Here is a 14207-nt window from a genome sequence, read left to right as displayed (position 1 = left end):
CGGATCAGGCTGGCAGGGCTCGTCCCGCAGCGGATCGCCTTCTCCACGGCCGGGACGCCGGGACAGCCGCACGTCTGTGATCTGCGGGGACGGGTCACCGCTGGGATGCGCGTGGGACACGGTGGCTCGGACGGGGCTCCCGGGGCGGACACCGCGGCCCGCCGCGGCCGGACCGGGGAAAGGGGGCAACCGGGACCGGCCCTCACGTGTCTAGTCGGCATCACCCGTCGTCAGGCCCCGCCGTGCGGAGCCTGGTGCGGTCGCCGATCCCGAGGGGAGAACTCCATGCGTATGCGTGCGGTCGTCGTCCTGCTGTCCCTTGCCGCCTGCTCTTTTGCGTCGGTGGCTCCGGCAACCGCCCGGACGGCGGACCGGGCCGCGTCCGGCACCACCACGTTCTCAAACGTCGTCGTCAACGGCGGCAAGGACGTCGTACTCGGCCCGACCACCAGAAAGACCGTGACGATCAGCTGGACGGCCGCGGACCCGGACGGCGTCGCCGCGTCCTGGGCCTACCTGTGGCACGGTCCGAACACCGACGACGCCGACGGCATCCTGCCGCTGTACCCGCCGGCGGGTACGTGCGCCGCGGCCTCCGCCGACCGCACCACCGTCACCTGCGAGGTGAGCTTCGGCGTCGACGCCGCACGGGACTTCGGCCACAACGGTCTCGCCGGCACCTGGAAGGTGCTAGCCGCGGCGCAGGACACCGGCGACGACTGGACGGAGACCGACGTCGCCGGCACGGCCCGGTTCCAGCGGCTGGCCAAGGTGACGGTCAACGCCTCGCCCGAGCCGGTGAAGAAGGGCAGGACCGTCACGGTCACCGGCAGGCTCACCCGCGCCAACTGGGAGAGCGGCGGCTACACCGGCTACCAGGGGCAGTCGGCACGGCTGCAGTTCCGCAAGAAGGGCAGCTCCACGTACACCACCCTGAAGACCGTCACCAGCGGCAGCGGCGGCGCGCTGAGGACCACCACCGAGGCGAAGGCGGACGGCTACTTCCGCTTCCTCTTCACCGGCACCGCCACCACCGGCCCGGCCACCGCCGCGGGCGACTTCGTCGACGTCAGGTGACGACCCGCCGCCGGCCCACGGGGGTCGAGAGGCCCGGCAGGCCCGAGAGGCCCGGCAGGCCCGAGAAGCCCGGGAACGCGAAAGACCCGGCCCCGGGTCCGAAGGCAGGACTCGGGGCCGGGGCCGGGCCGGATGTGTCCGGCGGTGCGGGAGGTGGGGTCAGCCGAGGAGCTTCGTGGCCAGGGTCGAGGCGTTGTACGAGCCCCAGCCGGTGGTGAAGTCCCAGCCGGAGGCCGCCGAGTAGGCGCCGTTGCTGCCACTGGTGATGTCGTGGAAGCCGGTGCCGCTCGCCGCGTAGAGGGCGGGGTTGGCGAAGCCGAGGTTGGCCTTGCCGGCCGCCGCTGCCCGCTGGTTGTAGAGGGCCGCGAACGCCGCCCACTCGGGGGCCGCCGCGCTGGTGCCGCCGACCGAGGACCACGAACCCTGCGAGTAGATGGAGACGCCGGGGCTGGGGTTGGCGTGCGCCGAGACGTCCGGGACCTGGCGGTAGCCGCCGCCCGCGCTCTTCTGGACGGCCGTCTGCCAGCTCGGGATCTTGAAGACGGAGGACTTGCCGCCACCGCCGCCCGACCAGGCCACCTCCTTGCTGAAGGCGTTGGCCGAGGTGACGGTCAGCTTGGTGCCGCCGACGCCCGTGACGTACGGGTCGCTGGCCGGGTAGTCGACGGAGGTGCCGCCGTCGCCCGCGTCGTCGGAGCCGTCGTCACCGGAGGCCGCGTAGAAGCCGAGGCCCTCGGCGGCGCCCGCCTTGAAGACGGCGTCCACCGCGTTGATGTTGGAGGTGGTGCGGGCGCTCTCGGCGGCGCCCCAGCTGATCGAGGTGGTGGGGATGCCGCTGTCGACGATGGCCTGGTAGGTGTCGACCTCGCCGGCGTCGGAGTTGGGGCCCTCGAACACGGTCACGTTGGCCTTCGGGGCGATCGCGTGCAGGACCTCGATGTCCAGCTCGACCTCGACCTGGCCGTCGCCGAGCGAGCCGGAACCGCCGTCCACCTTGGACACGGTCGGGGTGGGCGAACCGAGGCTGTAGTTGGTGTCGTACTTGGTGATGTTGGACTGCTGGAAGCCGTCGAACTCCAGCAGCGCGATCTTCTGGCCGCTGCCGGTGTAGGTGCTGGAGACGTTGTAGCCGCCCTTGAGCTGGGCCGGGGTGTAGCCGCCGCCGGGGCCGTCGTGCGGGGAGACGGTGTGCGGGGTCGCCTGGTGGTGCAGCTGGACGCGGTTGTTGAGGCCCGCCACGTCGCTGACCAGGGAGGCGAGGGAGGACGGCAGCGTCGGCGCGCTGTCGTTGGCGTAGAAGGAGCGGCCCGAGGCGGCGTCCTTCCACGTCGACAGCTCGGTGCCGAAGGCCTTCTGCAGCTGGGCGGCGGTGCCGCTGGCGTCGACCAGCAGGTTGCCCGAGTGCACCTTGCCGACGGTGACCCCCTGCGAGCGCAGGTAGTCCCGGAGCTTCTTCACCTCGGTGTCGGTCCGGCCGAACCGGGCCGCGAACTGCTGCTTCGTCAGGTAGTGGCCGTACGAGGCCGAGTGCGGGTCGCTGACCTTCGCCACGAAGGTGTCGAGGGCCGTTCCGCCGCGCGGAGTCAGGCTGATCGCCACCGATATCCGCTTGCCGGCGGCGACCTTGCCGGTGCGGGAGGCGTTGTGCTTGAGGCCGGGCAGGACGTCCCCGGCGACGGCGGCGCGGGCCGTGTGCGGGGCGTCGGACGCGTAGGCGGCGGGGACGACCGCCGTGACCAGGGCCGGCGCGGCGACCAGACCGAGCAGTTTCAGGCGTGACTTCACCGAAGTCCTCCGGAGGGGGTGGGGGGTGGGGGGTGGGGAGTGCGCCCCGTAAGCGGAAATCCGCGAGCGGAACGGGATCACCGTAGGAACTGCGGCCCTGTCCCCATAAGCGGGGTAACCCTTGCGTTGCGTGTTAATTGCGGGTGTCGAACGCGCGGGGGACGCGCACGCGGGCAGGCTGACTGATCGTCATGTTCGCGGCGGAGGGCCCGGGTTGGTCGTCGTCGATCGCGTCCACCGCCGCTCCGGACGCGAGGACGGCGACCGCCATCGCGTGCGCCAGTGCGGTGCGCGAGCGGACGCCGAACTTGCGGTAGACCCGCGACAGCGCCCCTTCCACCGTCTTGACACTGATGAACAGCTCCGCGGCGACCTCCCTGTTGGTCGCCCCGCCGCCGACCAGTTCGGCGATCCTGGCCTCCGCGGGCGTGAGTTCGGGGCCGCCGGCGCCCGCCTCGCCACCGCGCTCCCCGGCCGCCAGCCGGGCGAGCTCGTCCCGGGCCCGGGACGCGAGCGGGACCGCGCCGATCCGGGTCGCCGTCTCCAGTGCCTCGGCGAGCGCCTCGCGGGCGGCGTTGCGGCGGCGGGCCCGGCGCTCGACCGCGCCGAGCGCGATCAGGGTGCGTACCAGCTCGACGGGGAGCGGGAGGTGACGGAGGCGTTCGACGGCGCCGCGCAGCCGTACCGCCCCCTCCTTCGCCCGGCCAAGGCCCGCCTCGCGCAGGCCCGCCGCCCGCTCCAGCGCCGCCAGTACGCTGCCGGGCGCCGCGTCCGGCAGCCGCGCGTGGGCGTCGTGGAGCACGGCGCCGGCCGCGTCCGTCTCGCCGAGGACGACCAGCGCCTCGGCCAGGTCGGCGTACCAGTGCAGCAGGGGCGGGTCGGCGGCGCACATCGCCTCGCCCAGCTCCTTCACTCGCTCCAGCGCCTCGACCGCGGCCGCCGCCCCGCGCGGATCGCCGCCGAGCAGTTCGGCCTGCCCGAGCACCGCCAGCGCGCGCAGCAGGAACAGCCGGTCGCCGTCGGCCTCCGACGCCTGGACGGCCCGTGCGGCCAGTCGCCGGGCCTCGTCGGCGGCGCCGCCGGTGGTCGCGGCGAGGGCCGCCGCGTACAGCGCCGGGGCCGCCTGGGCCATGGCGCGCGAGCAGCGGGCCGCGGTGCGCAGCGCCTCCCGGCAGTGCCCGGCGCGGACCTGGATGCGGGTCAGCGCCACCAGGGTCGCCACCATCTCCTCGGCCCCGGCCGACCCGCCGGTCTCCGCGAGGAGCCGGACGACCTGGTCGCGGGCCTCGGTCACCTGGTCGGAGTCCAGGGCGAGGATCGCCCGCATCCGGATCAGCCGCCGGCTCTCCGGGCCGCCGTCGGCGCCGCCGACCAGGGCGAGCGCCTCCTTGAGCGCGGCGTCGGCGGCGACCGGCTCCCCGGCCAGGGACCGAACCCGGGCGAGGGTGGCGAGCGCCCCGATCCTGGTCTCCGTGTCGCCCGCCGCGGCCGCCTGCCGCGCCGCCCGCCGGGCCTGCCGGGCCGCCTCCGTCAACTCCCCGCACAGCAGCCCCCGTACGGCGGCCCAGTGGTGCAGCCGGGCCTCGGAGCGCGGGTCGCCGGCCGCGTCCCGGAGGCCTTCCGCGATCAGGTCCCCGGCGCTCTCCAGCGCCTGTCCGGCGCCGAGCAGCAGGACCAGGCGGGCCCGCACCCGCTGGGCCGCGGAGTCCGACCGGGCGAGGACGGCCCCGGCGGCCTCGCCCGCCTCCTCGGGCCGTCCGGCGTCGCACGCGTACTCGGCCGCGGCCAGCAGCCGTTCGGCATGCTCCGCCGGGCGGTCGGCGGGGGTGCGGCGGGCGGCGAGGGCGGCCAGTTCGAAGGCGGCGCCGGGGGAGCCGTCGGCGCGGGCGGACCCGGCCGCGGACATCAGGGTGCGGGCGGTGGCCTCGTCCTCGTACGGGTGGGCGAGCGCGAGGTGGCGGGCCCGCTGCACGGGCTCGGCCGCCGCGTGGGCGAGGCGCGCGTGTGCCTGCCGCCGGCCGTGCTCGGGGGCGTCGGCGTGCACGGCCGCCCGCAGTACGGGGTGCCGGAACCGTACGATCCCCTCGGCGTCGGCCGTCGCGATGCCGAGCCGTTCGGCCTCCGCGAGGTCCGCGGCGGGGTCGGGGATTCCCGCGGCACGCAGCAGGGTCAGGGTGGGGCGGGCGGCGGCGCTCGCGACGAGGAGGGTGAGCCGCACCGACTCCGGCAGTGAACGGGCCGGTTCCAGGAGGAGGTTGCGCAGCCTCGGGGGCACGGGCGGGGGTGTGCCGAAGCCGAGCGCCGCCGGGGCGTGCCGGGCGGCCCGCCCCAACTCCTGTGCGTACAAGGGGTTTCCGGCGGCGGTTTCCTGGACCGCCCGCAGCAGTGCCGGGGGCAGGTCGGTACCGAGGTCGGCGCGCACGAGGCGGGCCGTCTCGCCGTCCGTCAGGGGCGGCACGGGGAGTTCGACGGTGCCGGGCGGGCAGCAGCGCAGCCTTTCGGGCTGTCCGCCGTCGGCCACCCGCTCGGTGGCGAGCATCCGGATGCCGGGACCTTCGAGACGGCGTACGGCGAAGGCGAGGACGTCGGCGGTCGGCTCGTCCAGCCACTGCAGACCGTCGACGACCAGCAGGACGGGGCCGGTGGCGGCCAGGGCGCGCAACGCGTCGAGGACGGCGACGCGCACCGCGAGACGGCCCCGGTCGTCCGCCGGTTCCGGGCCGCGCAACAGGGCTGCCCGCAGCGCTGTCCTGAGCTCGGGCGGCAGGGTCTCCAGGCAGCTCTCCGGGACCCGTGCGAACAGGCCGACCAGGCCCGCGAAGGGGAGCCGGGTCTCCTCCTCGGCGGGCGCGCAGTGCAGTACGGTGGCGGCCGGGGTGTCGGCGGCCAGGGCCGCGGCGAGCGCCGTCACGAGCGTGGACCTGCCGATGCCGGCGGGTCCGTGGAGGAGCACTCCGGGGCGGGTCGCCGCCTGGGCTCGGGCGGCGTCGAGCAGCGCACGGCGCCCGGTCGGAAGCATGTGTTCATGACAACCGTCGATGATCGGCTTGTCAATGACATCGATCACCATGCGACATAAAGGAACAGGCAATGTCTTTTGCCTGAATCCCTCGTTACGGAACGGGAAAGGCTCTTCCGCCCTCCTCCTGTGCGTAGGACATACGCGCGGGCAGGGAAGTCAGGGACTGAACGACATGGGTTTGACCAGTCGAACGACCGTATACGCGACGGTGGTGCTCGCCGCCCTGTGCGTGGCGCTGCTGGTCTGGCTGTGGCCGCGCTTCGCCAGGCCCGGGCTGTGGCAGGTGCTGGGGCGGCTGGCGGCCATCGGCGTCACCCAGGTGACGATCGTCGCGGCGTTCGCGTGCGCACTGAACTCGTCGTACCAGTTCTTCGGTTCCTGGGGCGAACTGTTCGGCGACGTCGACACCGCTCCCGTCGGCGTCACGCAGGCGGCCGGCGGCATCGGCGGCGGCTCGGTGAACGGCATAAGCAGTGTCCACGGCGCGCTCGTCCAGCCCGCGGGCGACCAGCAGTTGAACCGGGTCAGCGGGCTGCCGGACGGGCCGGCCGCGGCCGTCGGCCGGGTGGAGTCCGTCAAGATCATCGGCAGGCGCACCGGCGTGGTCGACCCGGCCTTCGTCTATCTGCCGCCGCAGTACTTCCAGAAGGCGTACCACCGCATGCGGTTCCCGGTGATCGTCGCACTCAGCGGCTACCCGGGCAGCATCTTCAACCTCGCCCAGCATCTGCGGGTCTCGCAGACCGCAGGGGAACTGCAGGGCAAGGGCGAGATGCAGCCGACGATCATGGTGATGATCCGGCCCACGATCGCCCCGCCGCGCGACACCGAGTGCGTGGACGTCCCCGGCGGACCGCAGACCGAGACGTTCCTGGCCAAGGACCTGCCGGAGGCGATCAGGTCCGGCTACCGGGCCGGCCACGACGCCGGCTCCTGGGGTGTCATGGGGTACTCCTCGGGCGGCAGTTGCGCCCTCCAGCTCACGATGCGCGACCCGGGCGTCTACACCACGGCCGCCGCCCTGTCCCCGGACTACAAGGTCAAGGACGACCCCACCACCGGCAACCTCTTCGGCAGCGGTCCGGGCCGCCAGGCGCGGGTCGACGGCCACGACCTGATGTGGCGGCTGAAGCACCTGCCCGTCCCCCAGGTCTCGGTCCTGGTCGCCAACAGCAAGCACGGCGAGAAGGGCTACGCGGAGACCGAGGCGTTCATCAAGGCCGTCAGGGCGCCCATGCGGGTCGTCTCGATCCTCCCCGAGAACGGCAGCCACAACTTCCCCACCTGGGTACGGGAGATGCCCGCCGCCCTGAAGTGGATGAACGGCCAGCTGACCTTCCCGCAGGACGTCGTACCCCGGCACCCCGCGAAGCGGGCGACCGAGGCCGCGGGCACACCCCGGCCGACCCCCACCCCCACCCCCACCCCCACCCCCACCCCCGGCCGCGGCTCGCTCCGCGCGGAGGGCACGGAACCCAGCTCCACCGCCACGGCGCGCCGCTGACGGACGGCCGGGCCACCGGGCAAGGCGGTTTGCCAACTCGCGGCGCTCATGAGGCTTGGAGGTGCCGGTCGCTGGGCATGGCCCTCCTACCGGACGGCAGGCCCGGTCAGGGCTCGGCAAGAGGAGGGCGTCATGGACGGTCGGATCCGCGTGCGCGTTGTTCGTCGGCCCGCTCCCCGAGGACAGGAAATCGACCGCAGGACGCCTTCCGGGCGGATCCTGCCGTACTAGGACGCCGCCTTCCCGGCGGGACGGTTCGTGGTCGGCGTGCACGGGGGCGGCCGCACGCACCGGCAGCAGGGAGGCACCGTGACCGACCCGCCGGCACCGCACGAGGTGCCGTTGCCATGACCGACGTGCCGTCCGGGCCCGTCGTCCAGAATGCGTCGGCCACCCGGCTGCCGCCGCCGGATCCCTTCGTCGCCTCCGTCGCCTCCGTCCTCGACGCCGGGTGCCTCCCCACCGCCGGCACTTCGCCACCGGCAAGGCGCCCCGGATTCATACCGGTTGACCTGCACGTTCGTTTCGCAGTCCGGCCCGGTGGGCAATTGTCGTGCAACGTGGTCCCGGCCACGGCCTCGGCCACGGGCGCGGGAGGGGGACGCGGCGGTGCCTGACCTGGTGCGGACGGCGAACGGACGGCGGTTGCGGGTGGAGGTCTCGGGGGATCCCCGGGGGCGACCGGTGTTCCTCCTGCACGGCATGCCCGGCAGCCGGGTGGGCCCGCGGCCCCGGCCGATGTTCCTGTACCAGCACGGCGCCCGGCTCATCAGCTTCGACCGGCCGGGGTACGGCGGCTCGGACCGCCGGCCGGGGCGGCGGGTCGTGGACGCCGTCGAGGATGTGGCGGCCGTGGCGGACGCCCTCGGACTGGGCCGGTTCGCGGTGGCCGGCCGCTCCGGCGGCGGACCGCACGCCCTCGCCTGCGCGGCACTGCTGCCGGGCCGGGTGACCCGGGCGGCCGCCCTGGTGGGACTCGCGCCGCGGGACGCCGAGGGGCTCGACTGGTTCGCCGGGATGGCACCGTTCAACGTCCTGGAGTTCCACACCGCCTTCACCGACCCGGAGCGGTACGCGGCCCGGATCATCCCGCGCTCGGCCGTCATCCGCAGCAACCCGGCGCAGATGCTGGAGGACCTGCGCGCGGACCTGACCGAGGAGGACCGGCTGATCGTCTCCGACACCAGCATCCGGTCGATGCTGCTGCGCACCTACCACGAGGCACTGCGCACCTCGCCGTACGGCTGGATCGACGACGCGTTCGCGCTGACCAGCCCGTGGGGCTTCGACCCGGCGCACATCGGGGTGCCGGTGCTGCTGTGGCACGGCGCGAAGGACGTGTTCTCGCCCGCCTCGCACTTCTCCTGGCTGGCCGCACGCATCCCGCGCGCCAAGGCCGTCCTGGAGCCGAAGGCGGCGCACTTCGCGTCGCTGCGCGCTCTGCCCGACGTCCTGGACTGGCTGCTGGCGGGGACGCCGAGGGGCTGACGGCACGCCGCCGACGGCGTGCCGCCGGCCGCGTGCGCTCACACGGCCAGCGGCTCCAGGTCCCGGTACACCCGCCGTTCCGCCAGGGCGAAGCGGGTGATGCCGTTGTTCTCGCCGAGTTGCTGGCGCAGCCCTTGCAGCCTCCTGACGGCTTCCTCGCGCAGCGTCCGGGCCTCGTCCAGGCGGCCGAGGGCGCTCAGGGTGAGGGCGCCGTTGTTGATGACGGCCAGGGCCTCGGGATGCTGGGGGCCGAGGTCGGCGCGCAGTGCGTCGATGCTGAGTCGCTCCCGCTCCCAGGCCTCCTCCAGCCGGCCGCTCTCGGCGAGCACGATGGCGTAGTTGGCGGAGCAGAACTGGGTGTGCGGGTGGTGGGCGCCCAGTACCTCGGTCATGCGTTCCAGCACCTTCTGGAACACCGCCTCGGCCTGCTCCGTGTCACCGCAGCCCCAGTGGAAGACGCCGAGGTTGTTCATCGCGGTCTGGGTGTAGGGGTGGGCCTCGCCCGGCTTCTTCACGTACTCGGTGAGCACCTTCTGGGCGACGTCGCGGGCGCCCTCCGGGTTCTCGGCCGCGAACAGGTCGGCGGCGAGGTTCAGTTCGCAGGCGAGCCAGTCCGGGGTGGGCTCGGTGTACTGCGAGCGGTACTGCTCCAGCGTCGCGGACGTCAGCCGCCGCGCGTCCTCCAGCTCGCCCGCCCGGCGCAGCGACACCGCGAGCGACTTCGCGCACCGCAGCGTGCCCGGGAACTCCTTGCCGAGCACCCGCTTGTGCTGTTCGTACGCCCGCGACAGCACGGCCACCGACGCGCTGTACTCGCCGACCTCGCGCAGGTCGCGGCCGAGGTTCTCCGCGGACGAGAGCGTGTAGATGTGATCGGCGCCGTGGACCTGGGTGCGCCGGCTGAGGGTGACGTCGTCGATCTGCCGGGCGTCCCGGTACCTGCCGACCATGCGCAGCGCCAGCGCAAGGTTGTTGGCCGCGTTCAGGGTGCGCGGGTGGGCCTCGTAGAAGAGATCGCTGAAGCCGTCGTGCGCTTCCTTCGCCAGTTCCACCGCCTTGGTGTACTCGCCCAGCGCCGCCAGGTCGCTGGAGAGGCCGGAGGTGGTGATGAACGTGTGCGGGTGCCGGTTGCCGAGCAGCCGGCGCTGCCGGCCGAGCACGTCGTCGTCCATCCTCCGAGCCTCGACGTACAGCCCCTGGGAACGCAGCACGTTGGCGAGCTGGCAGCGCAGGTACAGGTACTGCTCGTCGTCCTCGCCGAGGGGTTCCTTCCAGTGGGCGAGGAGTTCCTCGGCGAGCCGCTGCGCCCGCGGGAACTCGCCACGCTTCCACAGGTAGCGGACGCGGTCGATGAGCAGCCGGCGCGGCTCCGCCTCGGTGCAGTTGCGGATGTCGGAGGCGGTCAGATGCGGCCAGATGATGTCGAACTGCGGCCAGTTCTCGCGGTTGTCGGTGGGTTCGTCGCCTTTGGGACGGGCACCTCTGAGGATCTCGTGCACCGTGTGCCGGGCCTCGCGTCGCTCCTCCTCCGACATCTGGGAGCGGATCACCGCCTGCACGAGCCGGTGCACCTGGATCGAGCGGGAGATCTGGTCGACCTTGGCCAGGGCGAGCTGGCCGATCTCCCGGACCAGTTGGCCGATCAGCAGGCTCTCCGTCAGGCGGAGGGCGGTGAGCATCTCGTCGCTGTCGTAGAGCAGTTCCGAGGAGATCGGCTCGGCGGCGAGGAACGCGCACAGTTGCAGCAGCCGGACCGAGGCGGGCGAGCGTTCCTTCAGCCGCTCGATGGAGATGTTCCAGGTGGCGGCCACCGTCTCGGGGTAGTCGGAGGGCTGGTTGAGCCCCATCACCGCGGCGGTCTCCTCGGTGAGGCGGCGCAGGTACTCGGCCGTGGGCATGGCGGTCTCGGCCAGCCAGGCGCCGGCCTGCTCCACCGCGAGCGGCAGGTCGCCGACGGCCTCCGCGACCTGGTCGGCCTCCGTCCGGCTGAGCCCCGGGGCGCGCCGGGACAGGTGGTCGACGCTCTCCTGCCGTTGGAAGACGTCGACCTGGAGCGTCTGTCCCTTGTCCGACCACGCCTGGTTGCGCGAGGTGACCAGGATGTGGCCGCCGCCGGTGGTGGGCATGTAACCGGCGAGACCCTCCGGGTCGTCGGCGTTGTCGAAGACGAGGATCCAGCGCTTGGTGGGGTTGCCCCGGGACAGCATGCGCACGGTTTCCTTGCTGGCCAGCGCCATGTCCTCGCCGCCGGGTGCGCCGATGCGGGAGCCGAGTTCGGCGAGCGAGGCCACCACGTTGTCGACGTTCTCGGCCGGCACCCACCACACCAGGTCGTAGTCGGCGCCGAACCGGTGCACGTACTCCAGCGCGATCTGTGTCTTGCCGACCCCGCCCATCCCGAACAGCGCCTGGTGCTGGGGCAGTACGGCGGTCATGCCGCTGCGCAGCTGCTCCCGCACCTTTTCGAGGATGTACCCCCGGCCGGTGAAGGTGCTGTTGCGCTGCGGCACGTTCCAGTGGTCGGGGACATGACCGGGGAACCGGGGCGCCGCGGGCCCGCCCTTCGGCAGCTGCGCGGGCAGTTCGAGCGCGCTGAGCAGCGCGGCCTCGCATCCCGCTTCGTCGAGTCCGTGGAGGTCGACCAGGTCGGTCTGGTGCTGGTACGACTCCGGCGGCTGGATCTCGTCGACCCGTACCGGTATCAGTGATCCCGGCAGCCCGTCGCCGCCGGCCGCCGGGCCCAGCAGGAACTCGGTGTGCCGGGAGTCGTACAGCGCCTTGGACCACACCACCAGGGCGCGGGTGCCGGGGGCGGAACTGCTGAGCGGTCCGGTGACCAGGTCGTGCAGGACGACGGCGCAGCCCGCCCGCTTCAGCAGCGACTCGACCCACTCGGCCCACATCCGGTTCTCGGCCGCGTAGGCGATCGCCACCCGCATCTCGGAGGTCTGCGGCCGGCGCCGGACGAACGCGTCCCGGCAGCGCAGCCGCACCGAGTCCGGGATCTGCGGCAGCGCGGTGACCTCGTTGTCGGTCACGAACGCGGTGAGCCGCTCGAACGCGGCCAGCAGCGACTTCGGGTCGCCCTTCTTGTCCCCGACGACCGCGAGCGTCTCCTCGTACGCGTAATAGGGCTTGTACGGTATTTCGACGCTGCCCCAGTAGGCGGTGACCTCGTCGGCGCTCAGCCGCTCCCCGCCCGGCCCTTTCGGGAGCCCGGCGAACTTCGTCCGGGCCACCGCGCGGCCCGCCTCGACCTTGTCCTTCTCGCCGTCGTCGACGCGCATCGGCACGGGCAGCACCCGGATCCGCCGCTTGCGGTGTTCGTCGCCGACGCTGTACGCCACGTCGGCGGCGCCGTCCAGGGCCTGGTCGCTGAACGTGAAGCAGTCGACGAGGAGGTCGGGCATCTGGAGGGTGCAGATGTCCGCGGTGTCCGACCGCCCGGTGCGCGAGTCGATCAGGACGTAGTCGTAGGACCGTTTCATGCTGTCGCGCAGCGCTTCCAGGAACATGCCGCCGCCGAGGCGGTCGTAGAAGTTGTCCCATTCCAGGGAGGACGCCGTGCCCGAGTAGGCGCGGAACTGCTTTCCCGCGGAGAGGAAGTCGAGCGAGCCGCCGTTCTCGAAGCCGAGCCCCTGCCGTTCGGGGGAGAGCGAGACGGCGTGCTGCTCGACGTCCGCGAACTCCAGGTGCCAGGGGCCCGTGCGGCTGATGCCGTCCGTCGCCGCCCAGGCGTAGTCCTGGAGGATGTTGAGGACGCCCCCGGTGGCGGCGAGCACGTTGGGATCCAGGAACGGGTGGAAGAAGCGGTCCAGCCCCGGGGCCTCCAGGTCCCAGTCCACGGCGAGGACGCGTTTGCCGTTGGCGGCGAGGATCCATGCCGTGTTGGCGAGCGCCATCGTCCGTCCGGTGCCGCCCTTGTACGAGTAGAAGGTGATGATGCGTCCGTCTCTTGCGGCCGTCATGCTTCTCCTCCGGGGTCGTCTCCCGTGTCCGGGTCGGACGGCGGGTGGGGGTCCGCCAGACGGGGTCTGGGGACGTGCGGGCCCGGCGGCAGTCGGACCTCCGCGTTCTTCAGGAACTGCCGGGTCGTGTAGGCGACCACCTCGGGCAGCACCCTGGTGAAGGACTTGAGTGTGGGGACGCCGTTGACGGCGATCCGGGTGTCGCTGCGCCGGGCCCGCTCCAGGATCGTCGGCATCACCCGCTCCAGTTCCTCGGCGAGCCGGCGCCCCTGCTCCCCGTGGTTCTGCAGGTCCGTCCGGCAGCGCGGCACGATCGCGCTCACCCACGGGCGGGCGTACGCGTCGAACGTCTTCAGCCTGCTCCGGCGCTCCTCGTCGGTCAGCGCCCACTGGTCCACGAGCAGGATGCCGGGCTGCCGGTCCCCGGACGTCTGCGGCTCCTCCCCGGGGTGCTCGTCGTCGAAGGCGGCGACGGTCACCCGGTAGTCCAGGGAGCGGATCAGTTCCTCGGCATGCGCGGACAGCGCCCGTGTCGACTCGGTCTGGTACGGGTTCCAGTCCAGCGCGTCGTCCCCGTACGGCCCGGTGTCGCGTTGCTCGGGCACGGAGTCCTCGGTGGGAGCGGCCACCGTCAGCCGGATGTGCCGGGGTCCGGTGCCGCGCGGCTTGAAGGCGCTCGGCGTGTTCTCGTAGTTCCGGGGGCGTCCGGGCGGCAGCCCGGACTCGCGGGCCGCCTGCACGATGCGCTCGGCGAGGCCGAGCACGGTCTCGTCGTACTCGTCGTGCAGCCGGCTGAGCTTGATCAGCCCGTAGATCCCCTTGTTGAGGTACCGCCCGCCCGACGACGCGTCCTCGACGTGGATGTGCCTCACGGAGTCCGGGAGTTCGCGCATGTCGACGCGGGTCCACAGGGCGGGCACGATGGCCGAGGCGGTGGCCGTCCCGGTGGTCCTGGCGTTCAGCATCCGCTCGTGGAACGCGTACCACTCGCGGCCGCACATCTCGCTGGTGAAGTAGCGCGGCGAGAACAGCGGCACGAACACCCGGCAGGCGGCGAGGTTCTCGCTCAGCTTCTCGGGCCAGCCCTCCCCGGAACGCATCTCCCGGTCCATGAAGCCGGCCGGGGAACCCCCGGGCAGGTCGGTGAGGGCCATGATGTGGCTGCACAGGTCGTTGAACAGTACCCGTACCCAGTGGTCGGGGTCCCCGCTGTCCGGGCCCCACTGCGGGGTGTGGGCGTACGAGAGGAAGAAATAGGGCCGGTTGTCCGGAACCCGATCCTGCACCCGTTCCCCCATGTCCGCGCGTCCCCCTGCCCGTCGGCAAGCCGCTGGACCGCCCCCGTCGCCGGTGCGTGCCTCCG

Annotated in this window: 7 protein-coding genes; 3 read left to right on the top strand and 4 right to left on the bottom strand. The window is 72.9% G+C overall.

The window, feature by feature from the left end:
• The first annotated feature begins 285 nt into the window (after positions 1-285).
• The gene (locus ABZ642_RS23350; RefSeq protein ID WP_360487248.1) at positions 286-1077 is read left to right on the top strand and encodes a hypothetical protein; all 792 of its coding nucleotides are present in this window, start codon (positions 286-288) and stop codon (positions 1075-1077) included.
• A gap of 159 nt (positions 1078-1236) precedes the next feature.
• Here the strand turns inward: ABZ642_RS23350 and ABZ642_RS23345 are convergent, their stop codons facing one another.
• Both ABZ642_RS23345 and ABZ642_RS23340 read right to left on the bottom strand, forming a co-directional pair.
• Positions 1237-2862, bottom strand: a complete 1626-nt coding sequence (locus ABZ642_RS23345) for a S53 family peptidase (protein ID WP_360487245.1) — start codon at positions 2860-2862, stop codon at positions 1237-1239.
• Positions 2863-2995: 133 nt separating this feature from the next.
• Positions 2996-5881: an AAA family ATPase gene (locus ABZ642_RS23340; RefSeq protein ID WP_360487242.1), complete on the bottom strand. Its 2886-nt coding sequence runs from the start codon at positions 5879-5881 to the stop codon at positions 2996-2998.
• 175 nt (positions 5882-6056) lie between these two features.
• Here ABZ642_RS23340 and ABZ642_RS23335 point away from each other — a divergent pair, with 175 nt between their 5' ends.
• Both ABZ642_RS23335 and ABZ642_RS23330 read left to right on the top strand, forming a co-directional pair.
• Positions 6057-7388, top strand: a complete 1332-nt coding sequence (locus ABZ642_RS23335) for an alpha/beta hydrolase-fold protein (RefSeq protein WP_360487239.1) — start codon at positions 6057-6059, stop codon at positions 7386-7388.
• Positions 7389-7997: 609 nt separating this feature from the next.
• The gene (locus ABZ642_RS23330) at positions 7998-8876 is read left to right on the top strand and encodes an alpha/beta hydrolase (RefSeq protein WP_360487236.1); all 879 of its coding nucleotides are present in this window, start codon (positions 7998-8000) and stop codon (positions 8874-8876) included.
• A 38-nt stretch (positions 8877-8914) separates the two neighbouring features.
• Here the strand turns inward: ABZ642_RS23330 and fxsT are convergent, their stop codons facing one another.
• Both fxsT and ABZ642_RS23320 read right to left on the bottom strand, forming a co-directional pair.
• Positions 8915-12844: an FxSxx-COOH system tetratricopeptide repeat protein gene (gene fxsT / locus ABZ642_RS23325; RefSeq protein ID WP_360487233.1), complete on the bottom strand. Its 3930-nt coding sequence runs from the start codon at positions 12842-12844 to the stop codon at positions 8915-8917.
• Positions 12841-14142: a TIR-like protein FxsC gene (locus ABZ642_RS23320; protein WP_360487230.1), complete on the bottom strand. Its 1302-nt coding sequence runs from the start codon at positions 14140-14142 to the stop codon at positions 12841-12843. Before ABZ642_RS23320 ends, fxsT begins: the two co-directional genes overlap by 4 nt.
• Positions 14143-14207: the final 65 nt, after the last annotated feature.

The sequence above is a fragment of the Streptomyces sp. NPDC007157 genome (assembly GCF_040634235.1).
Classification (GTDB): Bacteria; Actinomycetota; Actinomycetes; order Streptomycetales; family Streptomycetaceae; genus Streptomyces.
The sequence above is the reverse complement of the archived record's forward strand: the minus strand, read 5'-3'. Positions and strand labels throughout refer to the sequence as shown.

Excerpts from the sequence above, each read along its gene's own strand:
- ABZ642_RS23335 (WP_360487239.1), top strand. The coding sequence starts at position 6,057 with ATGGGTTTGACCAGTCGAACGACCGTATACGCGACGGTGGTGCTCGCC.
- fxsT (WP_360487233.1), bottom strand. The coding sequence starts at position 12,844 with ATGACGGCCGCAAGAGACGGACGCATCATCACCTTCTACTCGTACAAG.
- ABZ642_RS23340 (WP_360487242.1), bottom strand. The coding sequence starts at position 5,881 with ATGCTTCCGACCGGGCGCCGTGCGCTGCTCGACGCCGCCCGAGCCCAG.
- ABZ642_RS23320 (WP_360487230.1), bottom strand. The coding sequence starts at position 14,142 with ATGGGGGAACGGGTGCAGGATCGGGTTCCGGACAACCGGCCCTATTTC.
- ABZ642_RS23350 (WP_360487248.1), top strand. The coding sequence starts at position 286 with ATGCGTATGCGTGCGGTCGTCGTCCTGCTGTCCCTTGCCGCCTGCTCT.